19 protein-coding genes are annotated in these 26,645 nt (G+C 59.5%); 13 read left to right on the forward strand and 6 right to left on the reverse strand.

Features of this window, described 5'->3' with window-relative positions:
* Positions 1–117 precede the first annotated feature (117 nt).
* From ACFOTD_RS10015 to fdhD, 6 genes are all read left to right on the forward strand, one after another.
* The gene (locus ACFOTD_RS10015; RefSeq protein WP_378118203.1) at positions 118–1,881 is read left to right on the forward strand and encodes a DUF4091 domain-containing protein; all 1,764 of its coding nucleotides are present in this window, start codon (positions 118–120) and stop codon (positions 1,879–1,881) included.
* A 501-nt stretch (positions 1,882–2,382) separates the two neighbouring features.
* Positions 2,383–2,976 carry a DNA-3-methyladenine glycosylase gene (locus ACFOTD_RS10020; RefSeq protein ID WP_378118205.1) on the forward strand — a complete coding sequence of 198 codons (594 nt, stop codon included), beginning with the start codon at positions 2,383–2,385 and terminating at the stop codon, positions 2,974–2,976.
* Between the two features lie 315 nt (positions 2,977–3,291).
* On the forward strand, positions 3,292–4,317 hold the full coding sequence (locus tag ACFOTD_RS10025; protein ID WP_378118403.1) for an AAA family ATPase: 1,026 nt from the start codon (positions 3,292–3,294) through the stop codon (positions 4,315–4,317).
* 9 nt (positions 4,318–4,326) lie between these two features.
* Positions 4,327–6,132: a DUF2201 family putative metallopeptidase gene (locus ACFOTD_RS10030; RefSeq protein ID WP_378118207.1), complete on the forward strand. Its 1,806-nt coding sequence runs from the start codon at positions 4,327–4,329 to the stop codon at positions 6,130–6,132.
* 165 nt (positions 6,133–6,297) lie between these two features.
* On the forward strand, positions 6,298–8,652 hold the full coding sequence (locus ACFOTD_RS10035; RefSeq protein WP_378118209.1) for an FdhF/YdeP family oxidoreductase: 2,355 nt from the start codon (positions 6,298–6,300) through the stop codon (positions 8,650–8,652).
* Positions 8,653–8,671: 19 nt separating this feature from the next.
* A complete protein-coding gene (gene fdhD, locus ACFOTD_RS10040) occupies positions 8,672–9,463 on the forward strand; it encodes a formate dehydrogenase accessory sulfurtransferase FdhD (RefSeq protein ID WP_378118211.1) in 792 nt (263 codons plus the stop codon).
* A gap of 20 nt (positions 9,464–9,483) precedes the next feature.
* Here the strand turns inward: fdhD and ACFOTD_RS10045 are convergent, their stop codons facing one another.
* The 3 genes from ACFOTD_RS10045 to ACFOTD_RS10055 form a co-directional block, all read right to left on the reverse strand.
* The gene (locus tag ACFOTD_RS10045; RefSeq protein ID WP_378118213.1) at positions 9,484–11,058 is read right to left on the reverse strand and encodes a glycine betaine ABC transporter substrate-binding protein; all 1,575 of its coding nucleotides are present in this window, start codon (positions 11,056–11,058) and stop codon (positions 9,484–9,486) included.
* A gap of 12 nt (positions 11,059–11,070) precedes the next feature.
* Positions 11,071–12,183 carry an ABC transporter ATP-binding protein gene (locus ACFOTD_RS10050; RefSeq protein ID WP_378118215.1) on the reverse strand — a complete coding sequence of 371 codons (1,113 nt, stop codon included), beginning with the start codon at positions 12,181–12,183 and terminating at the stop codon, positions 11,071–11,073.
* Positions 12,184–12,340: 157 nt separating this feature from the next.
* A complete protein-coding gene (locus ACFOTD_RS10055; protein WP_378118217.1) occupies positions 12,341–14,320 on the reverse strand; it encodes a glycoside hydrolase family 127 protein in 1,980 nt (659 codons plus the stop codon).
* A 175-nt stretch (positions 14,321–14,495) separates the two neighbouring features.
* Here ACFOTD_RS10055 and ACFOTD_RS10060 point away from each other — a divergent pair, with 175 nt between their 5' ends.
* Positions 14,496–15,320 (forward strand): helix-turn-helix transcriptional regulator, encoded by an 825-nt coding sequence (locus tag ACFOTD_RS10060; RefSeq protein WP_378118219.1) that lies wholly within the window; start codon positions 14,496–14,498, stop codon positions 15,318–15,320.
* 147 nt (positions 15,321–15,467) lie between these two features.
* On the opposite strand, the gene ACFOTD_RS10065 is transcribed toward ACFOTD_RS10060, so the two are convergent.
* The 3 genes from ACFOTD_RS10065 to ACFOTD_RS10075 all read right to left on the reverse strand — a co-directional run bounded on the left by ACFOTD_RS10065 (position 15,468) and on the right by ACFOTD_RS10075 (position 19,111).
* On the reverse strand, positions 15,468–15,797 hold the full coding sequence (locus ACFOTD_RS10065; protein WP_378118221.1) for a hypothetical protein: 330 nt from the start codon (positions 15,795–15,797) through the stop codon (positions 15,468–15,470).
* The gene (locus ACFOTD_RS10070; protein WP_378118223.1) at positions 15,794–16,159 is read right to left on the reverse strand and encodes a DUF6864 domain-containing function; all 366 of its coding nucleotides are present in this window, start codon (positions 16,157–16,159) and stop codon (positions 15,794–15,796) included. Before ACFOTD_RS10070 ends, ACFOTD_RS10065 begins: the two co-directional genes overlap by 4 nt.
* Before the next feature lie 189 nt (positions 16,160–16,348).
* Entirely contained in the window at positions 16,349–19,111 is a 2,763-nt protein-coding gene (locus tag ACFOTD_RS10075) for an alpha-mannosidase (RefSeq protein WP_378118405.1), read from the reverse strand.
* Between the two features lie 148 nt (positions 19,112–19,259).
* On the opposite strand from ACFOTD_RS10075, the gene ACFOTD_RS10080 reads away from it, so the two are divergent.
* The 6 genes from ACFOTD_RS10080 to ACFOTD_RS10105 all read left to right on the forward strand — a co-directional run bounded on the left by ACFOTD_RS10080 (position 19,260) and on the right by ACFOTD_RS10105 (position 26,575).
* Positions 19,260–20,486, forward strand: a complete 1,227-nt coding sequence (locus ACFOTD_RS10080; RefSeq protein ID WP_378118225.1) for a GntR family transcriptional regulator — start codon at positions 19,260–19,262, stop codon at positions 20,484–20,486.
* A 99-nt stretch (positions 20,487–20,585) separates the two neighbouring features.
* A complete protein-coding gene (locus ACFOTD_RS10085) occupies positions 20,586–21,293 on the forward strand; it encodes a DNA alkylation repair protein (protein ID WP_378118227.1) in 708 nt (235 codons plus the stop codon).
* Positions 21,294–21,463: 170 nt separating this feature from the next.
* Complete coding sequence (locus ACFOTD_RS10090; RefSeq protein ID WP_378118229.1) at positions 21,464–22,378, forward strand: carbohydrate ABC transporter permease; 915 nt, start codon at positions 21,464–21,466, stop codon at positions 22,376–22,378.
* Positions 22,375–23,193 (forward strand): carbohydrate ABC transporter permease, encoded by an 819-nt coding sequence (locus ACFOTD_RS10095; protein WP_378118231.1) that lies wholly within the window; start codon positions 22,375–22,377, stop codon positions 23,191–23,193. The genes ACFOTD_RS10090 and ACFOTD_RS10095 overlap by 4 nt, the downstream gene beginning before the upstream one ends.
* 23 nt (positions 23,194–23,216) lie before the next feature.
* Positions 23,217–24,953 carry a cache domain-containing sensor histidine kinase gene (locus ACFOTD_RS10100; RefSeq protein ID WP_378118233.1) on the forward strand — a complete coding sequence of 579 codons (1,737 nt, stop codon included), beginning with the start codon at positions 23,217–23,219 and terminating at the stop codon, positions 24,951–24,953.
* Positions 24,950–26,575 carry a response regulator gene (locus tag ACFOTD_RS10105; RefSeq protein WP_378118235.1) on the forward strand — a complete coding sequence of 542 codons (1,626 nt, stop codon included), beginning with the start codon at positions 24,950–24,952 and terminating at the stop codon, positions 26,573–26,575. The genes ACFOTD_RS10100 and ACFOTD_RS10105 overlap by 4 nt, the downstream gene beginning before the upstream one ends.
* Positions 26,576–26,645: the final 70 nt, after the last annotated feature.

Here is a 26,645-nt window from a genome sequence, read left to right on the forward strand (position 1 = left end):
TTAACTGTACCATAAACGCGGGAAAAATCCATATTTTCGCGGATAAATGGCATATGACTTCCAGGGGGCCGAACGTATACTCGGAGGGTAAGCACATTGAAGCGGGAGGCCGTCCGAATGACGATTGCGCTTGGGCTGGAGCACGAGAGCTATAAATACGTACTTGGCGTTCTGCATAAATTTAAGGTGCCATTCGACGAGCCGAAGGACATTCGGCTGACATGCGGCAAAAACGACCGGGCGGCCGCGCAGCTGCTCATCTATTCGGAGGATGAGATGCTCGTCGGCGTGAACGGAGAAGCCGCATTTTACGAGCGCGGGCCGATCGACGTCCTTCGGGTAAGCGTGGAAGTGCCTGGATTGTCTCAGGGCCGCATCAACGCCAAGCTGATCGGACTGGTAGAGGACGACGACCGGCAGCTCAAGTCGGACATGATCCTGGATCAAGGCGTCATCCATGTGGAAAAGAAAAGGGTGCAGCCTGTATGGGTCGAGGTGGAGATCGATGCGGACGCGAAGCCCGGCGTTTACCGTCCCGAAATTTCCGTCTACCGGCACCGGATGTTCGAGGATGAGGTGCTCGTAGGGACGCTTGCGTTCGAGGTCCGGGTGCTGGACTTAGAGCTGCCCAGGCCCGCGGATTATTCGTTTTATTTGGATCTCTGGCAGCACAACGCCAACATTGCGCGCAAATACGATGTCGTGCTGTGGAGCGACCGGCACTTCGCGATCATGGAAGGTTACGTCGCCTCGCTGGCGGAGCTCGGTCAAAAAGCCGCTACCGTGGTCGTCTCCGAGGTCCCCTGGTCGGGCCAAGGCTCCGCGTTCGACAGGGTCGATCCGGCGAATATGTTCGAGTATAGCATCGTGAACGTGACGCGGCGCGCGGATGGGGAGTGGGCATACGATTTCGGGGCGTTGAACCGGTACGTGGAGCTGTGCGAGAAGCATGGCATCGACAGCGAGATCGAAGTGTTCGGGCTGCTTAATATTTGGGTCATCGAAGATGCGGGCTACGGCCGGGTTATTCCGGACCTTGACGACGCCGTCCGCGTCAGGTATTACGACGAACGGAGCGGTACGTACAAATACATCAAGGACAAAGGCGAGCTCGCGCGTTACGTGTCTGCGCTGGAGAAAAATTTCATCGATCAAGGCTGGATCGGCAAAGTGCGCATTCTGGCGGACGAGCCGGCGGATCTCGAACGGTTCCGCGGCCGCTTGAACGCACTCCGGGTCATGGCGCCCTCCTTTCAGTACAAAGTCGCGATCAACCATGCGGAATTTATTAAGGAAGAGGGGCTCCTCGACCACGTGCCCAGCCTGGATTGCGTAGCCGAAGAGTATGACGAACTGATGGCTTTGAAGCAGGGGAAAGAAGGAAAGACGCTATTTTATGTCGCTTGTGCGCCGCTGCTTCCCAATACGTTTATCGCCTCGCATCTGTTGGAGAGCCGGCTGCTCCCGTGGATGGCTTGGCAGTTCCGGCTGGACGGCTTCCTGCGCTGGAACTATACGGTGTGGCCGAACGATCCGCTGAATAAGATCTCGTACCACTATCCGTTCTTTCCCGCGGGCGACACGAACTTCGTGTATCCGGGACGCGACGGGAAGCCGATGCTGTCCCTGCGGTACAAGCTGCTGCAGAAGGGCATCCGCGACTTCGAGCTTCTCGCGCGTTACGTCCGCGAGGGCGGGGACAGGGAACAGCTCGAGCTGCGTCTGCGAAAGGTGTTCCTGTGGAACGACGTGAAGGAGCTGCACCCGAACGCGCGCAAGCGGAGGGAAGAGCTATTCTCATTGAACGAGGAGGATTACGAGGAGATCGTCGCGGGCGTGCTGGAGGCGCTTGCGGGCGTCGGCGTGGCGGGAAAATCGTAATACGGAAGCGTAATGCGAGGTTGGCGAACCCCCGTCAGCGGAGCTGATCGGGGGTTTTACATATGGAAATGTTGCTGGAAGGAACAACGTGCAGCCGATTGCTCGCAATGGCTGGTTGCTGCAGCCTGCCGTTGTGGGGTGAAAGACACAGGTTCCGCTATTTGCGCTCAAACCTCCGATTGCGGTTCTCGGGCGGACACAGGTTCCGCTATTGCCGGGAATGTCGGTCGTTTTAGCGCATGTTTGGGTAATTAACGTCTCTCCAGTCCGCAATCACCGCGAATGGACCGCTTTTCCACGAAATAACGTCCGCTGTGTCCTCTCACCCTCCAGTTCCCATACAAACGTCATTCTCCGCGGTCAACAATGTGGTTCCCAAGCTGCTTTTCGTAATGTGCGGGATTGTACGCTATATTGTATGGTGAACGATCTACGAAACGAATGCTTCCCAGTGGGAGAAGGTCCTGGAATTGTGTGTAAGCGATAAACGAGGTGAGCCTAATGACGACCACGCCCGTAACCCCCTTATTTTTTCAAAAGCCGACGCTAGAACTGGCCCGTTCGCTGCTCGGCATGCTGCTTGTCAAGGAAACGGAGCTCGGCGTTGCTGCCGGTTGGATCGTGGAGACGGAAGCGTACGTCGGACCGGGCGATCGGGCCGCGCACAGCTTCGGAGGCCGACGGACGCCGCGGACGGAAGTGATGTTCGGTCCGCCGGGTTACGCGTATACCTATGCCATGCATACCCACTGCCTGTTTAACGTGGTGAGCGGCAAGCCGGGCTACCCCGAAGCCGTATTGATCAGGGCCGTGGAGCCCGTGACGGGAGAAGCGCTCATGCTAGAACGCAGAGGCCCGTTGAAAAAGATCCATCATCTGACAAGCGGGCCGGGCAAGTTGACGAAGGCGCTGGGCATCCGCATGCAGGATTACGGACTCCCGCTGGACAAGCCGCCCCTGTATATCGCGGAAGGAAGGCCCGTGACGTCCATATCGGCCGGCCCCAGAATCGGCATCGACAACAGCGGCGAGGCGAGAGATTACCCGTGGCGGTTTTGGGAGACGGGCAATCCTTTCGTGTCGCGGAAGGGATAGGAATAGAAAAAGGCATTTGTTCCTACTTAGGAACACCGAGGCGTTCCATGCGCAAGACTGGCCGGGCTTGTCCTACGTAGGAACACCGAGGCGCCTCAAGCGCAAGGCCGGCCGGATTCGTTCCTACTTAGGAACACCCAGGCGCTTCATATGCAATGTCGGCCAGTCGTGCTGGTTGTGGAGATATTTATTGCCATTTTAGCTATTGTAGGCTATATCTATTTTATTAAGGGCTTTTGGCGGGGATAATGAATCCGCATAATCGAGAGGAGCTATGGATTGGATCAAGTTAAATCGGTAACAGCCAAAGCGCTTATGGAATTGCTATTAAATGTATCTGTTGTACGTCCCGTTTTTATTCATGGAGCCCCCGGCATCGGCAAATCCTCATTGGTAGAAAAGTTCGCGGAGCAACTGGGCCTTCCTTGCGTTTCCCTGCTTGGCAGCCAGCTGGCGCCTGAGGACCTGATTGGCGTGCCGCAGATCGTTAACGGCAAAAGCCAGTTTTGTCCGCCCGAGATGATCGCCCGCGACGAACCGTACTGTCTTTTTCTCGATGAGCTTAACGCTTCCAGTCAGGAAGTGCAAAAGGCATTCTACAGCTTGATTAACGAAAGAAGAATCGGCAATTATACGATGCCTAAAGGCTCCATTATTATCGGAGCGGGCAATCGGGCACAGGACAGCGCGATCGTAAAACCGATGTCTTCAGCGCTCATCAATCGTATGTTCCACGTTCAACTAAAGGCTTCTTCCCGCGATTGGCTCGAATGGGCTTACGACGCCGGCATCCATCCTCAAGTCATCGAATACATCCAAATGCGGCCCGATCACCTGTGGAGCCAGCCCCCTAAAACGGAGCAACCCTTTTCAACGCCGCGTTCCTGGCACATCTTAAGCGACGCCTTGCACGAGTACGGCGACAATCTCTCCGTTGAGATTATCGATATTTTGGCATGCGGCACGTTATCCCCCGAACACGCCATGAACTTTAAGGCTTATTTCAAGAACACCAAAAGCAAGTACCAGCTTAACAAGATCATGGCCGGCGAAGCGTCTTTCCCTTCTAATCCGGAGGATCGGGATTTGCTGTATTTCCTTGCTCAATCGTTCCGGGCCCAAGTCGTCAAAGAGCTTCCGCAAAATAAAGACGCCGTACGGGACGCGAACCGCCAGTTCGCTCATCGCGTTAAGGGCTTGATCAAAGAGTTAAGCGAGATTTCGATGGAAATCGCTCAAATGGTCGTGGCGAAAAACAACGATGACGACAAGCTTCCGGATTGGCTGATGGTCGAGATCGTGCGCGACTTGCCGCGGCTGGCGGAGCGCAAGCAAAGTTAAGAGGTGTCTATGAGCAAATCGACCGCAAGCCAGAATCCATGGGATTTAACTTATCGCGAAGCCGTCGGAGAAATGTTGACGCACCCGCTGTTTTCGCCGATTGCCAAGCATACGCATTTCAACCGCGATAAAAACAATGCTTGTCCGGAGCATGGCTACTGCGTGGTGGATGTCAGAGGCGTGCTTTATGCGCATCCGAAGCGCCATTTAACTAAAGAGGAGTGGGTATTTGTGCTCGCGCACTGCCTGCTTCATTTGGGGTTCGGGCATGCGACCAAGCCGGACAACGTGGACGAACGCTTCTGGCAAGGCGCATCCGACGCCGTCGTTAACAAATTTCTGGCGGACCTCAAGATGGGCAAGGCGCCTCAAGATATTGAAACGCAGCTTCCTTTTACGTTTCGCGACGAATACCATTTGCTCGAAATCTTTCAGAGGCGAGGGGTCCCGGATTCACTGGCCTATTTCGGAACCGGCGGCGTGAATGCTCCCGACATTTTATTTAGCCAAAATAGAAAGTTCCGGCATCATCACCGCGATATCCAGTGGGCCGAGCTGCTCGCGCAAGGCATCGCCAACGCCGTCAGGGCGGCGGTGAATGTGTCGGCGGGATATACCGATTCCTTATACACGACGAACGCCGGCCAGAAAACAAAAGCGCAAAAGGCAAAAGAGTGGTTTGTTAATCACTATCCGCTTTTGGGCGCGCTGGCCAGCGGCTTTAAGATCATAGAAGACGTTGCGATCTGCCAGCAGTTTCAAATTACGGTCGCTGCCATAGACGTGATCGATCAGGAAATCTATATGAATCCGACCGCTGGTCTGGATGAAGCGGAAACGATTTTTGTAATGGCCCATGAGCTCCTGCATGCGGCGCTCCGACATCATCAGCGTTGTGCGGGACGCGATCATGAATTGTGGAACGTGGCCTGCGATTACGTGATTAATGGCTGGCTGGTCGAAATGAATGTCGGCGCGCTTCCCCGTATCGGCGTCTTGTACGATCCCGAGCTGAAAAATCTTTCGGCCGAAACCATTTATGACCGGTTGACCAACAATATTCGCACCAACCGCAAGCTTGCGACGCTTCGCGGCAGCGGACTGACCGATATGCTGGACAAGGGCTATAAAGGCTTCTGGGACCACCGCGAGGGCCAGGATCTGGATGACTTTTGCAAAAGAGCGATCATGCAGGGGCTCGAATACCATCAAGAAACCGGGCGGGGATTGTTGCCTGCGGGACTTATACAAGAAATCCGGGCGCTGGGGCATCCGCCCGTACCTTGGGATGTGGAACTGGCCCAGTGGTTCGACGAGCACTTTCCGAGCGTCGAGAAATACAGAACGTATTCGCGGCTCTCGCGCCGTCAATCCTCCACGCCCGACATCGCAAGGCCGGCGTACAAAAATCCATACGATGCGGCAAGAACGTTTGCGGTGGTTATCGATACTTCCGGATCAATGGGACTTCAGCTGCTGGGTCAGGCTTTAGGGTGCATCGCCAATTATTCGATCAACCGGGACGTACCGTTTGTTCGCGTCGTGTTTTGCGACGCGGCGGCCTACGACGCCGGTTATATGTCCCCGGAAGAAATCGCCGGCAAAGTCAAAATCAAAGGCCGCGGAGGCACCGTTTTGCAGCCGGCTATCGATCTGATCGAAAAAGCGAGAGATTTTCCGGAAACCGGACCGTTATTAGTGATTACCGACGGCGAATGCGACAGGCTGACGATCAGGCGCGACCACGCTTTTATTATCCCTAAAGGCAAAAGCCTGCCTTTTCCGCCCAGAGGCCCTGTTTTTCGAATTAAATAAAGACAGACAATTGAGAGGAGTCCGCTTGTTGAAAACGGTTGCAGACAAGATCCGGAGCCTGCTAGAATAAAAATACTCGAAGCCGCACGTCAGGGAGCAGCGAACCTGTTCCCGACCTTCGCGGCTTTTTCATTTCCATCCCAGCGGACGCGGAGGTCGACGATCATGGGCAAAACCAAGCATTCGGGACGGACCAAGCTGCCGGGGCGTCCGGATCCCAGGCTGTGGGTGAGCAAGGTGCCGTTCGGACTCGGCAGGCAGAAGCCGCATCATATCCGCGATACGATGAAGGTCGTCTGGGATAACCGCGACAATCTGCCGTACGCCTACAGAATCCTGACGCAGGGCGTCTGCGACGGCTGCGCGCTCGGCGTGTCCGGCCTATACGACCAGACACTTATGGGCCCGCATCTGTGCACGACGCGGCTGAACGTGCTGCGGCTGAATACGATGGGGCCGATCAAGCCGGACGTTTTGCATGCCGATATCGACGCGCTCAGACGTATGGACAGCGCGCAGCTGCGAAAATTGGGACGCATTCCTTATCCGCTCTTGCGGGAGAAAGGCGAGCGCGGCTTCAGGCGCGTGTCGTGGGACGAAGCGCTCGATCGCATCGCAAGCCGCATCCGCGGCGTGGATCCGAAGCAGCTGGCCTTTTACCTGACAGGGCGCGGCATTACGAACGAATCGTACTACGCCGCAGCCAAGGCTGCCCGCCTGATCGGCACGAACAACATCGACAACGCGTCGCGCATCTGCCATTCGCCCTCGAAGACCGCGATGAAGCGGTCGCTTGGCATCGGCGCTTCGAGCTGCAGCTACAAGGATTGGATCGGCACGGACGTGCTCGTGTTTTGGGGAAGCGTAGCTTCGAACAACCAGCCGGTGTCCACCAAATATATGTACGCCGCCAAGCGCAAAGGCACGAAGATTATCGTTATCAATCCGTACCGCGAGCCGGCGATGGAGGGCTACTGGGTGCCTTCGATCCCCGAGTCCGCGCTGTTCGGCACGAAGCTGGCCGACGATTTTTACCAGGTGAACATCGGCGGCGACATCGCGTTCATGAACGGCGTGATGAAGCATTGGTTCGACATGGAGGACGACCGGCCCGGCTCGGCTATCGATCATGCGTTCGTGAAGGCGCACGCGAACGGTTACGAAGCGCTGAGGACGCATGTGCGCGAACAAGAATGGGGCGCGCTCGAACGATCGTCGGGCTTGTCGCGCGAGCGGATGGCCGAGTTCGCGCAGCTGCTGGCCGCCTCGCGCAGCGGCGTCTTCGTCTGGAGCATGGGGCTCACCCAGCACCGCTTCGGTACGGACAACATCTCGCAGGTCGCCAACCTGGCGCTGCTCCGCGGCTTTATAGGCAGGGAGCATTGCGGCGTTATGCCGATCCGCGGCCATAGCGGAGTTCAGGGCTCCGGCGAAATGGGGGCGGACCCGTTCAGCCTGCCCGGCGGGGATTTTCAGGAGGAACACATCCGGCGTATCGAGGCGATGTGGGGATTCGAACTGCCGCGCTGGCAGGGCGACATCGTCGGCGTGTCGCTGGAGAATGCGATGCTGCCGGGCGATCATGAGCGCAAGCTCAAGGTATTCTACACGTCCGGCGGCAACTTCCTCGAGACGATGCCGGACCCCGACTTCGTGCGGAGCTGCCTGGAAAACGTCGACGTGCGCGTCCATCAGGATATCGTCCTCAATACCTCTACGCTCGTCGACGCCCAAAAAGAGGTGTGGGTGCTGCCCGCCATGACCCGGTACGAGCAGACCGGAGGCGGCACGTCCACCTCGACGGAACGAATGGTGTATTTCTCGCCGGAAATCGAAGGACCGCGCATCGGGGAAGCCCGGCCCGAGTGGCGGATTTATGCCGATCTGGCGGCCCGCGTCAGACCGGAGCTGCGAGAGGCTGCGGCCTTTGCCGATGCGGCTGCCGTCCGCGAGGAGATCGCCATGGCCGCGCCGAACTACGACGGCATCCAGCATCTGCGGGCGCGCGGCGACGTCTTCCAATGGGGCGGGGCTTGGCTTTGCGAAGGCGGCGAGTTTCCGACCCCGGACGGCAAGGGCAGGCTTCTGCCGATCGAGCTCCCGGAGCTTCGCAAGCCCGAAGGCCGGTTCTACGCGACGACGCGCCGCGGCAAGCAGTTTAATTCGATGGTGTACGGCGAGCTTGATCCGTTCAACGGAGCCGGGCGGTACGACGTGCTGATGAACACTGCGGACGCGGAGGAGCTCGGCATTCGGGAGGGAGATGCCGTCGTCGTCTATAACCGGCATGGCGTATTTCACGGCAGGCTCAAAGCGGCGGCGATGGCCGCGGGCAACCTCGAGCTGTATTGGCCGGAGGGCAATATGCTGTTTCCCAAAGGGGTCTACGAGCCCCATGCGGGCATTCCCGAATATAACGCGGCGGTCGTCGTGGAAAAGGCCGAATCGTACCATGCGCTGAAGGATACGCGGTATGTAGAGAAGCGAATCGAGGAATTGGACATCGACATGCCGGAATAGACGCAGGGGAGGGACCGGGATGGAACGACCTTCGATCGTAAAATGGACGGCGACGAAAATGAAAGCGGGGATCGTCACCGAGCGCGAAGAGGATGTGGCGGCCGAATATCCGCTCACGTTGATCGTCGACGGCGAGGAGTTCGCGACCTTGGTCTGCTCGCCAAGCGACCTGACGGATCTGGTCGTCGGCTTCCTCGGCTCCGAGGGCGTCATTCGCATCCGCGAAGATATGAAGGCGTTGACGATGGACGCTCAAGGCGGCTTTGCCCGCGTCGAGCTCGTCCGTCCGCAATCCACCGCCAAGGATTTCTACTCGAAGCGCATGATCGGCTCCTGCTGCGGCAAAAGCCGGCAGTTTTATTTTCAGAACGACGCCAGAACGGCCAAAACGTTGTCCGGCGGACTGCGAATTCCAGCCGAGCGCTGCTTCGAATGGATGTCGGGACTGCAGGCGGCTTCGGCCGAATTCGCGGCGACGGGCGGCGTGCACAACGCCGCGCTGATCGACGAATCGGGCGCGTCGGAGACGCGGGCAGACATCGGCCGGCACAATGCGCTCGACAAGCTGTTCGGCCACTGCATCCGCCATCGGATCGCCGCCAGAGACCGGGCGATTGTATTCAGCGGCCGCCTTTCCTCCGAGGTCGTCCTTAAAGCCGCCAAGATCGGCTGCCCGCTGCTCTTGTCCAAGTCCGCGCCGACGGACCTTGCGCTCCGGCTGGCCGACGATCTTGGCATTACGTGCGTCGGATTTATCCGTGCTGACGCGCTCAACGTGTATACGCACCATCACAGGATCATCATGGACTAAGGAGCCTTCCGGCACGTTCGTCAGATCAGGCCTTGCTCCTTCAGCCACGCTTCCGCCACGGCCCGCGGCTCCTTGCGCTCCAGATCGACCTTCCCGTTCAGCGCGGACATCGTCGCGTCGTCGATTTTGCCGGCCAGCAGGTTCAGCGTCTCTTCCAGCTCGGGATGCGCCTTCAGCGTATTGTCGCGAATGACGACGGCCGCATAGTACGGCGGGAAAAATTGTTTGTCGTCCTTAAGCGTCTTCAACTTGAACGCCGGGATGCGTCCGTCCGTCGAGAAAGCGTCGTTGACGTCGGTCGTGCCCTCCTTGACCGCGCCGTAGGTCAAGCCCGGGTCCAGTCCGGTCACCTTCTTGAACTGCATGCCGTAGGCGGCCTGCAGTCCCTTGAAGCCGTCCTCCCGCTCGAGGAATTCATGCGTCGCGCCGAGCGTCAGCTCGGACGAACGCGCAGCCAGCTGCGACATCGTGTCGATGCCGAGGCTCTTTGCCTTGTCTGCCCGCATTGACAGCGTATAGGTGTTGTTAAAGCCGAGCGGCGGCAGCCAGGTCACGCCGAATCGCGTCGCATAGGCTTCTTTAACTTTGTCGTACGTGGTCTGCGGATCCCCTCCGACGGGCGCTTCGCCAAGCACCGAGGACCAGCCCGTTCCCGTATATTCCGGATACAGGTCGATGCCGCCGCTCGTGAGCGCGCTGTGCGTCACCTGGGAGCCCCCGAGAAAAGGCTTGCGCACGACTTTCAGATCGGTTTTGGCCTCGATCAGGGAAGACAGCATATGGACGAGGATGTCCTGCTCGGTGAAGTTTTTGCCTCCGACGGTGATCGTCTTGCCGCCGCCGCCGCCGCCGAATCCGAGCCCGCCGCTGCCCAGCAAGCTGGTCGCGATCGCCGCGACGAGCAGGACGCCGAGCGCGATCTCCACGCCCCGCATGAAGCGATTCGTCCGTTTGCGGCCGACCGGCCTTAAGCCGGGCGGCGTGACCGCCCGTTCCATCCGTTCCAGCAAAAAGTCGAGCAGCAAGGCAAGCAGCGCGGCAGGTATCGTGCCCGCCAGAATCAGCTCGGTATTGACCGTCGAGATGCCGCGGAAGATGAGGTCGCCAAGGCCGCCGGCCCCGACCAGCGAGGCGAGCGTGGCGACGCCGATCACCATGACCGTCGCGGTGCGGATCCCCGCCATAATGACGTTCAGCGCAAGCGGCAGCTCGATGCGCCACATCACCTGCATGCCCGTCATGCCCATGCCGATGCCGGCTTCCTTGATCGGCTTTTCCACGTTCATGATGCCCGTATACGTATTGCGCAGGATCGGCAGCAGGGCATACACCGTCAGCGCGATGATGGCCGGCACCCGGCCGATGCCGACGAGCGGGATCATGAAGCCGAGCAGCGCGAGGCTCGGGATCGTCTGGAACAGCGAGGTCAGCCCGATGACGGGGGATGCGAGGCGCCGGAAGCGCGTCAAGGCAAGTCCCGCGGGGACCGAAATGACGATGGCGATGAAAAGCGCGATGAACGAAATTTGCAGATGCTCGAGCGTAGCGCGTACGATGTCGTCGCGCCGGTTGATGAATACGTCCCAAAGATTCATGGCGGCCTCCGTTCAGATCTGCTTGAGCAGAGCGTCGATCAGGCTGGAATTGGTCACGAGACCCGCGATCTGGCCGTTCGGGTGGACGACGGGCAGGTAGCTCATGCCGTGCTGCTTCATGACGTCTACCGCCTCGGCGACGCTAGAGCCGACGACGACGTTCGGGATGTCGGCACGCATGATTTCCTGCAGCGTCAGCTCCTCGTTCCGGTAATTTTCCTCGAGCGCCTCCCTCGATACGACGCCCTGCAGCACGCGATTTTTATCGAGCACGAGCAGGCCGTTGACGCGATGCTGCTTCATTAACTTCGCGCCGTGCGCCAGGCCGCGGGACTGGTACACCGTAACGGGATTCCACAGCATGACGTCCTCTACCGACAGATGCTCGGAGGCTTCGTTCAGCCGGCCTTCGCCGATGAAGCTGCGGACGAAGTCGTTTTTGGGGCGCCGCAAAATGCGTTCGGGGGTATCGGCCTGCACGATCTCGCCGCCCTTCATCAGGACGATGCGGTCCGCGATCTTGAGCGCCTCGTCCATGTCGTGGGAGACGAAGACGATCGTCTTCTTGACGGTCTCCTGCAGCCGGATCAGCTCGTCCTGCAGCTGCTCGCGGCTGATCGGGTCGAGCGCGCTGAACGGCTCGTCCATCAGGATGATGGAAGGCTCCGCCGCCATCGCCCGGATGACGCCGATCCGCTGCTGCTGGCCGCCGCTCAGCTCGGAAGGGTACCGGTCGCGGTACTGTTCGGGGTTGAGACCGACCATGTCCATCAACTCGTCGATCCGGCGCTCGTACGCCTTTTTGTCCATACGCTTGAGGCGCGGCACGATCGCGACGTTGTCCTTGATCGTCATATGCGGAAACAGCCCGATATGCTGGATGACATAGCCGATCTCCCGCCTGAGCCGGACGGGATTGATCTTGGAGATGTCTTTCCCGTCGATGGAGATTCGTCCGCTCGTCGGCTCCACGAGCCGGTTGATCATTTTCATCGTGGTAGACTTGCCGCATCCGCTCGGGCCGATCAGCGTGACGAGCTCGCCTTCCCCGATCTCGAGGTTGATGCCTTTCAGGGCGCTGGTGCCGTCCGGATATTTCTTGGTGACGCCGTCGAATTGAATCAAGCGCGTTCGCTCCCCGCCGTATGCCCGTCCAAGCGAGCGATAGTGAGGCTAGTATGTCCATTACTTGCAGAAATAACTGGGACTGAGCATGCGGACAAGAAAAACGCCAGGGCGCAAGGCCCTGACGCATGAAGGTTTCCTGGTTTCGGATTTCCGTTTAAGTTTCCTCGCGCACCCACACCTGCATTTCGCCCGGCTCGCGGTTGCCCCACAGCGTGTAAGGCACGGCAACGATTCGCTGCGGAATCCGCACCGGCGGCTCGCTGCGGTACAAGTCGCCGCCGGCGTTTGCCGGCTCTTCGAGCCGGAGCCCGTCGGTCTCGATCAGGATCGCGCCGGCGAGGCGTCCTTCGCCGGCCGCCTCGCGGAGCTCGGACCCGGCGCGAATCGACAATCCGGCCAGCGGAGCGCCGTTGTCCGCTTCCTCCAGGCAATAGACGAGCGGACCGCGCTGCAGCGCGACGCGGCCGGCGTTCGCGCGCACTTCGGCGGCGGCGTAGATACGCCGGGGCTTCATATCGAGCGCCATGCCGAATACGTCGCCTGCCTGCCATTGCCGGCGCAGGTAGGCGTAGCCGTCCCTAATGTGCGGCGTTACGCTCTCTCCGTTTAAAGTAAATGAGGTGTGACCGGACCAGGCCGGTACCCGAATGGCAAGCGTGAATTCTCCGGTGCCGGCAGCAGCTTCGGTGATGGTCAGGCCGACCCGGCCCGCCCACGGCAGCCCGCTCTCCATTCGCACGCCAACCTGCCTGCCGGCAAGCGTCAGATTCGCCTCGGCGCCGATATGCAGATGCGCGAATAGCGTGTCTTCGCTTGCTGCAAAGGCATAATGGCCGAGGGAAGAGAGCAGACGCGCGACGTTGGGCGGACAGCAGGCGCAGCCATACCATTTTTGCCGCACGGCCTTCACATGGTGCTTGCCCGGATTGCCCGCGCTAGCCGCCGGCCATACTTCCATCGGATTGACATAGAAAAAGTGCTTGCCGTCCTTCGCCATGCCTGCGGTGACGGTATTGTACAGCGCGCGCTCCATCACGTCGCCGTATTCGCTTTTCACTTCGTTTTGCAGCATGCGCTGCGCGAACATCATCAAGCCGATCGATGCGCAGGTTTCCGAATAGTTCGTATCGTTAGGCAGGTCGTAATCGAACGTGAACGCCTCGCCATGGTGCGTGGAGCCGACGCTGCCGACCACATACATCTGCTTGCGGACCGTATTGGCCCACAGCCGCCTGCAGGCGGCGAGCAGGCTGTCGTCGCCGCTCCGGACGGCCAGATCGGCCATCGCGGCATACATATACATCGCGCGCACGGCATGGCCCGTCGCGACCTCCTGCTCGCGAACGGGCTTGTCCGCCTGATGGTAGGACAGCGACGGGGGCGTCTGCTGGACGACGCCTGGCGTCCAGTAAGAGATACGGCCCCGCGCTTCCCATTCCTGATGGAAGAAGCTCGGCTGCCGGCCGCGTTCGTCGATGAAGAAGCCGGCCAAATCCAGATACCGCTTTTCGCCGGTCGCCTCGTACAGCTTGACCAGCGCCAGCTCGATCTCCTGGTGGCCGTCGTAGCCCCGGATTTGGCCGGGACGGTCCCCGAACGTCTCGTCGATATGGTCGGCGAGACGGCAGGCGACGTTGAGCAGCGCTATTTTGCCCGTCGCGCCGGCGTATGCTACAGCGGCTTCGATGAGGTGGCCAGCTGTGTACAGCTCATGGCAGTCCGTCAGGTTCGTCCATCGCTTGCCCGGCTCCGCGACCGTGAAGTACGTGTTCAGGTAGCCGTCGTCCTGCTGGGCGGCCGCGACGAGCGCGATCGCCTCGTCGGCGACCCGCTCCAGGTCGGCGTCGGGCGTTGCGGCCAGCGCGTAGCCGACGGCTTCAAGCCATTTATACAAATCCGTATCCTGAAAAACGAAGCCGCCGAACGATCCTTCCTCCCTACCCGCCGCGATGCGGAAATTCCGGATCGCATGGCTCGGTTCCGCGTCGGCGACGCGGTCGTTGAGCGCCTCCCATTGATAGGGAATGACCGTATCCCGTACGAGTTTAATATAGGGAGACCAATAATCGTCCTGTATACTGACATTTTTAAGCGCAAGGGGACGGGGGAAGGCAGTCTGGTTGCGAAGAGCCATTTTATTCACGCTCCATAAGGGGGATTGTCATCCGATCTCGCAGCACCGCGGGCCGCGCATTGTTCGCGATTCGCTGCTCCCCTATTTTAAGACAATCCGGGCTCCCTTGTCGGTAGGCGATCAAGTATAATAGGTGTCAAAAACTGACCTCAAAATGAACCGGAGGCAGGGAAGGATGGAGCGCGGCATGCTGCCTTTATACTTGCACGAGCCCTATCGCTTGCAAATGGGCGGGCACTTCTTGTCGGACGAGACCTGGTTGCATATGGACCGCGCGATCGCGGACTATGAATTGATCGTCGGCGTTTCCGGCGTCGTCTTCATGGAGACGGGCGGGAGCATGTACGAGGTGCGGGCGGGGGATGTATTGTTCCTCATGCCCGGGGAGCGCCATCGTGGCTACCGGCTTTCCACGCCGGGCGTCTCTTTTTATTGGTTCCACTTTTTCGTTCCCGAAGCGGGGGATGAAGCGCCGGCGGGTCAGATGCCAAGGTACGCGAGCTGCCCGAACCCGAACCGGGTGCATATTTTGGCGCGCCAGCTGCTTCATGCCGCCAACGGCGGTTACCGAATTCGTGGCGCGGGAGATTATTTTTTGACGTGCCTGTTGATCGAGCTCGCCGACCAGCTGCAGGATTCGGACGGCAGGCCCGCGATGGACGCCCAACTGTACGAGCTGCTCGCATGGACGCGGCTTCATGCGCTGGATCCGGATATCACGGTCGGCCGGATTGCCGACCACATCGGGTACAACAAAGACTACCTGTCCCGCATGTTCAAGCGGCGATTCGGCTCGGGTCTGCTCGATTATATTCACGGCCTGAAGCTGGATGCCGCGAAGGAGCTGCTGGCCGGCGGGAAGCTGGGGGTCAAGGAGATCGCGGCACGCGTCGGCTTCGGCGACGACAAGCAGTTCGCCAAGTGGTTCAAGCGGCTCGCCGGCGTGACGCCGACCGCCTATCGCCAGGCATTCGGAGGCACGCGCCTCAACAATCGTTAAGACCGCGCCGGCCGTCGTTGCATTAAAAAAGCCGCTTGTTTCGCGGCGTTTGTCTTCGGGGATTGGGATTGTCTTCAGGTGGCAGTTTGTCTTCAGGCGGTGGTTTGTCTTCCGATTTCGGTTTTTCCTCAGGTTTCCGGTATGCCTTCAAGGATTCGTTTTCTTTTCGGCGGCCTCTCCCGTCCTGGATCCGATCAAGTAGCCGATGATCGTCGACTCGACGGGGAGCACTACGAGCGTCCACAGGTCCTTCAAGCCGAAGTCCGAAGACCGGTTCCGCTCGGGAACGAGCGTGTAGACGAGCGCGATGAGCAGCACGCCGAGCGCGATCGTGCCGACGATATACAGCCGGACGTTTTCCCCCGAACCGAAAAAACGCCCCAAAAAGCCAAGCTCGGCTTTGCGTTTCTCGCTCTCGGCGTTCGCCGCGATGATCTTGCTGGCGACCTTCGGATCTTGAATCTCGATTTTGTTCACGGCCCCTGGACCCCCTCGCCGGCGAAAAACGTAAAGGACAGCACCCATGCGGTCGCTTCGTAATTAATCGTCACCTCGTAGCTCAGGGACAGCCTGCGGTTGTTCAATACGCCAAGATGGATCATATCGTCGTTGCCCGTCGGCTTGCCTCTCGGGAAGTTGATGCAGGCGATCCGGACTTTATTGTGCTGCACGAGCCGGATGTCCGTCTCGAAGTCGTCCCGTTCGGGCTCGTTTTCGATGCAAAACAAGAACGTAAGCGGATCGTTTTCCTCGGACAACGTAATCTCGATCGGATTCATCTTATAGGCGAACACTCTGCCGTGATAGACGACCTCGAATCCGCCGGAATCAATTCGCATGCGCATGTCCCCCGTCCCTGGATAGGCTCGCAGATCTTTTATTGTACGAGCCGGGGGACGGCCATATGTTCATTTAGATCGTCTCGAACGGACAAAAAAAGCGGCCGCCCGGATCGTCGGATCTGCCGGGCGGCCGCTTGCAGAGGCCGGACGCGTTCATGAAAGGATTATGAAAGGATTATGAAAGGCTTATAAAAGTTTGCGGCCGATCGTGACGATCTCGCAAGGACGTACGTCCACGCGGAGGATCCCGTCCGCGTCAGGCGCGAGTACGCCGAGCCGCTCTTCCAGCACGTTGCTCAAATACCATTCCGAATCCGCGTCCGCTTGCAGCGCGAGCTTGGCGGGCGCGCCGCTCATATTGAACCAGCGGTAGAAGCGATCCTCGCCTTGAATGCCGCGTTTGAAGGCGGTCAGCGCCAGGCGCTCGCCCGTCCAGGAGAGCGGGCTGTATGCGGCCGGCAGCGAGCCGGCATGCGCGTCCGTCTGAACGGCGATCCAGGGCACCTGGAAGGCGTACGCTTCCTGCGCGGCCGCATAGCGTCCGTCGGCGCCGCCGTAGGGGATGATCGCCAGCTCCGCTTCTTGCGCGCCGAGGCACTGCGCTTCCGGCGTCGGGAACACGCCCCAGTCGCCGAGCTCGCCGACCGCCCGGAGCAGCGTCACGGCGATCGTGCCGCGGCCGTCGCGGAGCACCTCGTACTCGTTCAGTCCGATATTGGCGACGGCCAGCCCCCGTTTGCCATGGTCCACGGCGGCGAACGCCTGCTGGTGCTGCGCGTTGCTCGGGTTGCGCCACTCCGCCGCGGGCTCGTTCGGACGCTCCGCGATCTCGAAGATCGAGTCGGCATAGTGGACGCCGGATGCCGCCGCATCGGTCGGGAACCGCAAGCGCAAGCGATGATCCTTGGCGTGATTTTCGTAGCGCACCTTCAGCTTCAAGGCTTTGACGCCGCGCTCGACGGTGGCGAGCGTCGTGATGACGAGCGGCACTGTCTGCGCCGATCTGCCGGCCTTGCGGTCCGGGAGGTGCGTCATCGTCGCGCGCTCGTGCTCCAGCAGGGCATCCGCCTCTGCGGGAATTTCCCAGCGATGGACGATCTCGACCGTCGTGCGCCAGGCGCTGCGCGAGACGAGCTTGACCTCCGCCGACAGCGCATCCGTCGAGAGATTCTTGCGGCCGCCGTCCTGGACATACACATACTCGTTGCCGATGTCGCCCGTGTTTTCAAAGACGCCGAGATCGCGATAAACTTCCCCGGTTTCTTTATCCGTAAGCGACAAGCTCCCGTTAGGGCCGACGGCCACGGCGATATATTCATTTTCCAGCGAAAGAGCGGCGGGATCGACCGAGGCGACTACGGCTTCCTCCAGCTCGGCCGCGACCGGCGCCATGACGGCTTGCTCCGATTCTGCTGAACGCCAAGCATAGGTCCGATAGCCTTGGGAAGGCACGTTGTCCGCGCTTAGGGTGACGCGGATTCGTCTTGCCATATACGGCTGCCTGAATTTGTCGTCGGGCAGCTCATAGCCGAACCGGACGCCAAGATCCTCGATATCGGCATCCACGGGACTGCCCTCGTGGTCGATGACGGAGCCGGCCGCGATGCGGACGGGCTCCATGGCCGCGTAGGCGGCGGCCGGACCGATGTCCGCGAACGCGCGCCGCGCGACGTCAAGCTCGACGGAGACGGTGCCGGACCGCGAGGCGCCGGCAAAGTTGAACACGACGAACGGCACGTGCGCGTCGCCCACAAGCCGCGCGGTATCGATGTTCGAAGCGATATAGGCGACGCTCCGCTCGACGATCGGCTCCGCCATATGACGGCTCTTGGCGAAGCGGGTCATCATCTCCGCATGAACTTCGTCTACGCTGCAGCCGCAGATGCTGTCGTGCGGATGGTTCTGCATGAGCGTCCTCCAGGCATGGACCAGCAGCGGCGTCGGATGCGGCAAGCCAAGCGAAGCGGCGAAGGCGGCCGCAGGCTCCGCGAGACGCTCGAGCAGAATCTGGCCTTTGGTATTGGCCTGCTTGATATAGACGCGGCTGGAGGCGGTGCTCGCCAGCGTGAACCAGCCGTCCGTACGCTGGCTGCGAAGCTCGCCTTCGACGACGGTCAATTCGCGGTCGGAGGCGCGCTCGACGGCAGATACGTAGGAAGGCAGATCGCTGTGCACGAATTCATAGCCGGGGTACAGGTCCCGGGCCGTGCGGATCGCAGCCGGCAGGTCGGTCTGCACGGGCTGATGGTCGCAGCCGTTCATGAACAGCAGCTCGGGCGTAGAGGCGAAGCGTTCGGCATCCTTCAGCTTGGCGTCCCAATATGCGCGGGCTTCCTCGGGATCGACGGGGACTTCCATTCCGTTGTTGTACCAGTTGGCGAACAGGACGCCGAGCACCTCCGAGCCGTCCGGCGAACGCCAGATCATCTCGGAGAAAGGCGACTCGTAAGCCGCGGAGTCGGAGACGGCGTTGTTGAAGCCGGTCGGCTTGACCCCCCGTCCGAAAATCGCGTTGGCGATGCCGGCCTGGCGCATGAGCTGGGGCGCCTGCCCCATATTGCCGAAGGAGTCCGGGAAATATCCGATCTTCGCCACAGGGCCATAGCGGGCGGCATCGTGATGACCGACGAGCAGGTTGCGTACGTTGGCCTCGGCGCTCGTCAGGAATTCGTCCTGCAGCACGTACCACGGGCCGATCAAGATACGTCCGTCGCGGATGAGCTTCGTCAGGCGCTCGCGCATCTCGGGTCTTACCTCGAGGTAGTCGTCCAAGATGATCGTTTGGCCGTCCAGGTGAAAGCTCCTGTAGTCGGGGTCGCGCTCCATCGTATCGAGCAGTACGTCCATCAGCTCGATCAGCCTGACGTGATGGCGCTCGTAAGGCATATACCATTCGCGGTCCCAATGCGTGTGAGAGACAATATGAGCGACAGGTTTTTTTATCGTAATTACCTCCTTGTTAATACGAATATACAAGTAATTAAAAGCTTGTTATAATCGAATCATAGCTTCGTGCGATGGCGTTGTAAACCGGTTGTCGAGACGGTGGAAGAATAAAGTTGTATAAAGGTAATACTTTGAGAGCGGGGAGAATGCCGTGGACCACAAGGACCGAGCAGGCGATCAGGAACGCAGCGATCAGGAACGCAGCGATCGGGAGCTTGGCGATCAAGAGCGCCGGAGCGGCAAGCGTACGCCGTTGTACGCCCAGATCGAGTCTTACGTGCGCGATCAGATTCGTGCGGGAAAATGGAAGCCGGGCAAGCGGCTGCCCTCCGAAAATCAGCTCTGCAAGCAGTTCGACGTCAGCAGAATCACGATTCGCGGCGCCATGGACAAGCTGGTGGAGGAGGGCGTCGTTTTTCGCATCCAAGGCAGAGGCAGCTTCGTCGCGGAGGAATCGGGGACGGGCGAGCCGGCCAAATACGCTACCGGGCGGGATGCCTCAGGCGAGCGCGAGCTTCAGACGGTGGCCGTGCTTCTGCCGAGGCTGTGGGGGATGCTGACGAACAGCCTGCTCGCCGGCGTGGAGCGGGCGCTTGAGCCCTCGCGGTTCAGAATGCTGCTGCTGACGACGGGAGATTCCCAGGAAATCGAGGAAGTCAAGCTGCAGGAGGCGATTCGAGCCGGCGCGCGCGGCTTGATCGTCTATCCGGCCGAGGGACGGACGTACAGCGAAGAAATGCTGCGGCTGACGCTCGACCGGTATCCGATCGTCGTCATCGACCGTTACGTGCGCGGCGTGCCGACCCACTGCGTCTGCTCGGATCATATCGCGGGAGCGTACGAAGCGACCGAGCATCTGCTGCGTCTCGGCCATCGGCGGATCGGCTTCGCGACGACGCCTTACGAAGGCACGACCAGCCTGGAGGAACGGCTGGAGGGCTTCCGCCAAGCGCTCAACGACTACGGCGTCGTGCTGGACCGAAGCCTTGTGCTGGAGCGCGCGGAGCCGGATGCGATAGCGGCTTTCCTCGCGGGCGATTCCAATGTAACCGCCTTGTTCGCCGTCAACGAGAGCATCGGCCAGATGGCTATACAAGTCGCGGAAGCGGCGGGCATGCGCGTGCCCGACGATCTGTCGGTCGTCTTTTTCGACGATTACGACCATGCCGACGCCGCCCGGATCCCGCCGACTTGCGTGGCGCAGCAGGGGGAGACGATCGGTTATGAAGCAGCCGGCCGCCTGCTGTCGTTGTTCGCGGATCCGAATCAGGAGCGGGTAATGGTTCGCATTCCGACGCGGCTTATCGTGCGGGCGTCGACGACGGCGCCCAAGGCCGGCGGGTCCGAGGGACGATCCGCGCCCGGGGAGACGTTATAATTTCTTGCGGTTTCATTCCAGCCGTCGTCTATCCGTGCGATCGTTGCGTTATGATGGGGTTCTGTAACAACGCGGTATGCGAAACGAAGGAGAGCTGGCATGGACGTTCAATCCGTTAGAGAGCAGCTGGAGGCATTGGCGGAGCCGGGCTATCAAAAGTTCGCGTCGTCGCTCATTCCGAACATCGACAACTTAATAGGCGTCCGCCTGCCCGCGCTGCGGCGAATCGCGCTCGCGGCGGCGCGGGACGACTGGCGGGCGTGGCTCGAAGCGGCGGGAAACGACGTTTTTGAAGAAATCATGCTGCAGGCGATGATCATCGGCTACGCCGGGATGGAGCCGGAAGAGCGGCTAAGGTACATAGCGGACTTTGTGCCGAAAATCGACAATTGGTCAGTGTGCGATCGGTTCTGCCTCGGACTGAAGTTTGCGCGCGGCAACCAGGCGGCCGTATGGGCGTTTATTCAGCCTTATCTCAAGTCGGCGCGGGAATACGACATTCGCTTCGACGTCGTCATGATGCTCGAACACTTTATCGACGAAGTCCACGTGGACGAAGTGCTTAGGTTGTTGGACGGGGTGTCGCATGAGGGCTACTATGTGAAAATGGCGGTCGCCTGGGCGGTCTCGATGTGCTACGTCAAGTTCCCGGAGCGGACGGAGGCCTATCTGGCGGACTGCGGGCTTGACGATTTCACGTTTAACAAGTCTCTGCAGAAAATCGTCGAGTCCTACCGGGTTGAGGCTGACGCCAAGCAGCGGATCCGCGGGATGAGGCGTAGCGTGAGGGGGAAGCGGCAGGCGTAATCGCAGCAGTGCGGTACGCATCGTCTCCAAGCGTTTTCGGCTCGAGCGGTGACGTGCGGAAGCGCAGGACCGGCAATCCGAAAAATACGCAATGGATCAGAAAGCTGTATCGTTGTTGGCGCCGGGAGGCGAGCTTATACTGAAGTCACTTTGAGAGAAGGGTGATTTCCATGCTTCCCGGACGGGCTGACAAAAAGCAATTGCTGGCGTACGCAATGATTTTTCCGGCACTATTTTTTTTCGTACTGTACCTGTTATTTCCGCTCGTCAAATCGCTTCAAATGAGTTTTTACGATTACGACGGGGTCGGACCGCTCAGCGATTTTATCGGATTCGGCAATTTCGCCGAGGGGTTCCGGGATTCCCGTTTTTATGAGGCGATGGGCCATAATTGGATCCTTATGGCCGTCGAGCTTGTCGTCTCGATGTGCGTCGCATTCGCGCTCGCTTACTTCCTCTTTCAAGGCGTGTTCGCCTGGAAATGGTTCAACGTCGTGCTTTTCCTCCCCTATATCATTCCTCTGGCGGTGTCCGCCGTTATCTGGTCGCTGATCTTCGAGCCGACGATCGGGATGCTGAACCAATTGCTGGCGGCGGTCGGCCTCGATTCCTGGCAGCGCGTCTGGCTAGGCAGTCAGGATACATCGCTGCTATCCGTCATTCTCGTATGGGTGTGGAGAACGATACCCTTCGATATGCTGATTCTGCTCGGCAGTCTGCTTAAAATTCCCAAGGAATTGTTAGAAGCGTCGAAGATCGACGGATGCACCGGATTAAGGTCCATTTGGCATATTATTCTGCCGCTTATGCTTCCGACAATTATGTTATTGTCAATTATATCGATCGCCAACGATTTCCGTTCGTTCGACATCGTCTGGATTATGACGCAGGGAGGACCGATCGGCTCTACGGAGATCGCTTCCACGCTCGTCTACAAGCTCGGATTTCAAGAGAATCATTACGGCTATGCCAATGCCGTCGCGTTCATGGTGTTCGTGATCGTCACCGCGATGGTCGGTTTGGTCGGCTTGCTTCTCAGGTCCCGGAACGGGAAGAACGAGCGGACGGGAGGGCAAGAGGGATGATCAAGCGTACATGGATGACGGCCGTCGTCGCTCTCTTCGCCGTAACTTCGCTCTATCCGCTTCTATGGGTCGTGCTTCAGTCGCTGAAGACGGACGCCGATTTTTTCGGGAACCAATGGGGACTGCCCGGACGGTATATATGGGAAAATTACGGAACGGCCTGGAAGCAGGCGAACTTCGCCACGTATTACGCGAACACGGTGCTCGTAACGCTGGCAAGCCTGGTCGGCGGGGTGTTCGTCTGCATCGTGGCAGGCTATGCGTTCGGCAAGATCCGGTTCAGGGGGCGGCGATCGCTTCAGGTTCTCTTCGCGCTCGTGCTGTTCGTTCCTTCCCCGGTTCTGCTGCTTCCCGTGTTCTTTATTAACCGGGATCTGGGCCTTCTCAATACGTATGCCGGGATGATCGGCCCTTACATCGCATCCATCGTGCCGATGGGCGTCCTGCTGATGCAATCCGCCTTCGCCGGATTGCCCAACGAGCTTAGCGAATCGGCGAAGATCGACGGTTGCGGGGAATGGCGGACGTTCTACCGGATTCTGCTGCCGCTCACGATGCCGACGGTCGCTACGCTCTGCATCCTGCAATTCATCGGCGTCTGGTCGGAATACATGTGGGCATTCATCTCCAACACGAATCCGAAGATGTACACGATCGCGGTGGGCATGGCCCAGATGGCATCCAAAAAGTACGTGTACGGCTTCGGGCCGGTATTCGCCGGCATGGTCATAACGTCGATCGTCGTTATTCTCGTATATGTCGTTCTGCAAAAGTACTTCGTACAAGCATTATCCGAGGGCGCCGTAAAAGGATAAGGTAATGGACCGGAGGGAGAGCGTTGGTCAAAAGACTTCTGGGCACGTATATCCTGTTAATCGTTCTCCCTACGCTGCTGGTCTCTTCCGTAGCCTATTACTTGTTTAAACAAAGCATGGAAAAAGAAGTTTCCGTCTCGATCGAGCGGACGGTGCGGCTCCTGAATTCGGAGGTCGACGCTTATTTCACCGACCTGGTGCGTCTGGCCGCTTCGGTCATGACGGAGGATACGCAGCTGGACGACGATCGCAATCTGCTCCGCATTTTGAAGCTGAGAGCTGCAGGGCAGACCGTGCCCGGTTCCATGGATGCCTACATGCAGGCGCAGCGGATCGATCATTACCTGAACGACTTGCTTAACCAGAAGCGCGATCTGGATTCCGTCTATCTCTACACGGCTTCCGGGGAGCTGTTCGCCAGCCATCGCTCGGACGAGCGTATCGATAGGGCTCGGTTGGCGGAGATGGAGGGGCGGCTTCGCGCCTCAGGAAGAGAATGGATCGTGGAGAAGGAGGCGGGCAAGGAACCGATCTATCTGATCCGGAAAGTGAACGATCCCTCTCACCGCTTTCTAGGCTCTATCGTGCTGAGCATCGGAACGGAAGGTCTCGAGGGGATGATTGAGGGCGCCGAGCTGCCGCGGCAAGATATCATAGCGCTGTGGGATCGCCGGCTGCCGGTCTACGACAAGACGGGACGCTGGAAGGACGACGCCTTCGAGCTGTCGCCCGTACGAATCCGTTCGCTTAACCTTCCTTTCGAACAAGGCGGCACGCTGGTCACCTACGCCTCCCCGCAGCAATCGGAGTGGTCGCTCGCAGCTTACTTGCCTTACAGCGCGTTGACGGAAAATATGCGCGCCGTACGCTTCTGGATGCTTGCGGCCGGAGCGCTATGCGTGCTTTTCTCGATCCTGGTCGCCTATATGCTTGCGCTCGGCATCGTGAAGCCCATCCAGTCCGTTCGCAACGCGATGCGCAAAATGGAGAAAGGTTTTTTTCATACGAGAGTCAAGGTACGGGGGAAGGATGAGGCGGCGGAGCTGGCGCAAGGCTTCAATTCGATGTCCGGACAGCTGCAAACGTTGATCGATCATGTCTACTTGTCCGATCTGGCCCACAAGGAAGCGGAGCTGAGGGCGTTGCATGCGCAGATTAATCCGCACTTCCTGTACAACACGCTCGAGGCGATCAGCATGGTCGCCGAGATGCAGCGGTCCTCGGAAGCGGCGGAGATGGCGCGTGCGCTTGGCGTGTTATTCCGGGCCGCCACCGAGTTCGAGACGCTGGTTCCGATCCGGACGGAGATCATGCTGCTCAAGCAATATTTGCTTCTGCAGGAGATCAGGTTCGACGGCACGCTGCGGGTCTATTGGGAGGTCGCCGCGGGAGCGGAGGGAGCGCTGGTTCCCAAGCTGTCTCTTCAGACGATCGTCGAGAACTGCTTCAAGCACGGCTTCGCGCCGTTGAAGGCGCCGCGGAGCGCGACGATCCGGGTCAGGGTATGCGCCGCGGATCAGGGCGCGTCGATCGAGATCGTCGACGACGGGACCGGGATCGGGAACGAACGGCTGCACGAGCTGAACCGGCTGCTGCAAATCGGGGCGAGCGGGGGAGACTCGGTCGGCCTCGTCAATGTGCACAACCGAATTCGGCTGCAATGGGGACAACCATACGGGATCGAGCTTTCCAGCCAGCCGAATATCGGAACGGTCGTGAGGCTGAACGTGCCCGGAGAAAGGAGAGGCGAGTCTGCATGAAGATCGTGATCGCGGATGACGAGAAGCTGATTCGGCAAGGTCTGGCGTATATCGTCCCGCAGATGGAGGCGTCGGACGAGATCGTCGCGTCCTGTGCGGACGGAGAAGAAGCCCTGTCCTACTGCCTTCGGGAGGGCGCCGATGTCGACGTGCTGATTACGGACGTTTGCATGCCCGGCAAGGATGGTCTGGATCTGATCGCCGAGCTGGCCCGGCTTTGCCCGCATATTCAGACGGTAGTCATGAGCGGCTACGGCGAATTCGATTATGTGAGGCGGGCGATGCGCGAGGGAGCGGTCGATTATTTGCTTAAGCCGCTCATCAAGAATGAGCTGCAAGCAGTGCTGGAGCGGATCCGGCAGCAGAAAAAGCTCGCGGCCATCGCGAATGAAGGCAAGCGGGAGTCTCCGATGATCGCGTCCATTCATCAGGATCATCTGCTGAACGCCTTGTTCCATCACAATCCGGGCGTTGCGCCCGAGGCTCGCGAATACCTGGAGAACGGCTTCGGCATTGCGGAAGGGGCGTTCCGCTTTTTCGCTGCCGGCGTGGCGATCGACGAGAAGGCCGACGGCCGCTTCCGGCAGGCGGATCGGATGCTGTTCCAGTATTTTGTCCGCAAAATGGCGGAAGAAGCGCTCTTTCAGCAGCAACCCGCCTGCGGGACCGTCTGGCAAGGGCAAGACGACTTCGTCGTCCTGCTGTTTTTCGTTCCGGCGGGAGACGGGGCGCGGGAGAGCGAGATGATGGATGCGCTTAAGCAATTGCTCGCGATTTTATCCTCGCACGTCCAATATCCGGTCACGATCGGCGTCAGCTCGGGGGCGGAGAAGTTCTCCGACATGCCGAGGCTGCTGCTCGAGGTTCAGGCCGCGCTGCGGGCGCGGCTGACGATCGGTACGGGCCGGGTGATCGACCATGAAGCTTCGCAGCGTCTTCAGCGCCAGTGGAACGTGCAGCCGGACGCTTTCCACAAGGTCGTAACGGCCACCATGTTAGGCGACGCCGAGGCGCTGGAGAAGGAACTTGGTGTCTTCATGGACGATTTGTACGAAGCGGGCATTCACCCCGAGGTTTTATTGGATATCGTGCTCCGGCTTTTCCTTCGCGTGGAGAGCATGATGGAAGCCAAAGGCGTCGTCCGCACGGGCGAACCGGGTAGTGCCGACCTGGGCAAGCTGCTGGAAGAACTGCGGCGTTGTCCGACATGGAGCATGCTCGAGCGAGAAGTACGGGCCAAGCTTGCGGCGTTATCGAGCCTTATTCGGGAGCATGCCCGGCAGATCAAGCCGACCTTTATTACCGATGCCGTCAACTACATTCACGAGCATTATCAAAGCGACCTGACGCTGGCCGAAGTGGCGGACGTCGTCGGTCTGTACCCCACTTATCTGAGCGAGCAGTTCAAGCAGCATATGGGCGTGAAGTTCGTCGATTACGTCATCCAGGTGCGGATGGAAAGGGCGAAGAAGCTGCTGCGCGAGACGAACAAGCCTTCGTTCGAAATCTGCGAGAAGGTCGGATACGCGACGCCGGCGCATTTCACGAAGGTGTTCAAGAGCAAAGTCGGCTGCACGCCGCTTGAATACCGGGAGAGCTGGAGAGGCATGCGCAAGATTTGACGGAGACGGGAAGATGGCGGGAAGCGGGCGGGTTATCCGAAAAAAGAGCAATCATTCCGAAGGCTGTCGA

The organism is Cohnella sp. GCM10012308 (assembly GCF_042649185.1).
Classification (GTDB): domain Bacteria; phylum Bacillota; class Bacilli; order Paenibacillales; family Paenibacillaceae; genus Cohnella.

Bases quoted from the DNA above. Each gene is read 5' to 3' on its own strand.
- ACFOTD_RS10020 (WP_378118205.1), top strand. From the start codon at position 2,383: ATGACGACCACGCCCGTAACCCCCTTATTTTTTCAAAAGCCGACGCTA.
- ACFOTD_RS10095 (WP_378118231.1), top strand. From the start codon at position 22,375: ATGATCAAGCGTACATGGATGACGGCCGTCGTCGCTCTCTTCGCCGTA.
- ACFOTD_RS10025 (WP_378118403.1), top strand. From the start codon at position 3,292: ATGGAATTGCTATTAAATGTATCTGTTGTACGTCCCGTTTTTATTCAT.
- ACFOTD_RS10030 (WP_378118207.1), top strand. From the start codon at position 4,327: ATGAGCAAATCGACCGCAAGCCAGAATCCATGGGATTTAACTTATCGC.
- ACFOTD_RS10015 (WP_378118203.1), top strand. From the start codon at position 118: ATGACGATTGCGCTTGGGCTGGAGCACGAGAGCTATAAATACGTACTT.
- ACFOTD_RS10105 (WP_378118235.1), top strand. From the start codon at position 24,950: ATGAAGATCGTGATCGCGGATGACGAGAAGCTGATTCGGCAAGGTCTG.
- ACFOTD_RS10055 (WP_378118217.1), bottom strand. From the start codon at position 14,320: ATGGCTCTTCGCAACCAGACTGCCTTCCCCCGTCCCCTTGCGCTTAAA.
- ACFOTD_RS10060 (WP_378118219.1), top strand. From the start codon at position 14,496: ATGGAGCGCGGCATGCTGCCTTTATACTTGCACGAGCCCTATCGCTTG.
- ACFOTD_RS10085 (WP_378118227.1), top strand. From the start codon at position 20,586: ATGGACGTTCAATCCGTTAGAGAGCAGCTGGAGGCATTGGCGGAGCCG.
- fdhD (WP_378118211.1), top strand. From the start codon at position 8,672: ATGGAACGACCTTCGATCGTAAAATGGACGGCGACGAAAATGAAAGCG.
- ACFOTD_RS10070 (WP_378118223.1), bottom strand. From the start codon at position 16,159: ATGCGAATTGATTCCGGCGGATTCGAGGTCGTCTATCACGGCAGAGTG.
- ACFOTD_RS10045 (WP_378118213.1), bottom strand. From the start codon at position 11,058: ATGAATCTTTGGGACGTATTCATCAACCGGCGCGACGACATCGTACGC.
- ACFOTD_RS10035 (WP_378118209.1), top strand. From the start codon at position 6,298: ATGGGCAAAACCAAGCATTCGGGACGGACCAAGCTGCCGGGGCGTCCG.
- ACFOTD_RS10090 (WP_378118229.1), top strand. From the start codon at position 21,464: ATGCTTCCCGGACGGGCTGACAAAAAGCAATTGCTGGCGTACGCAATG.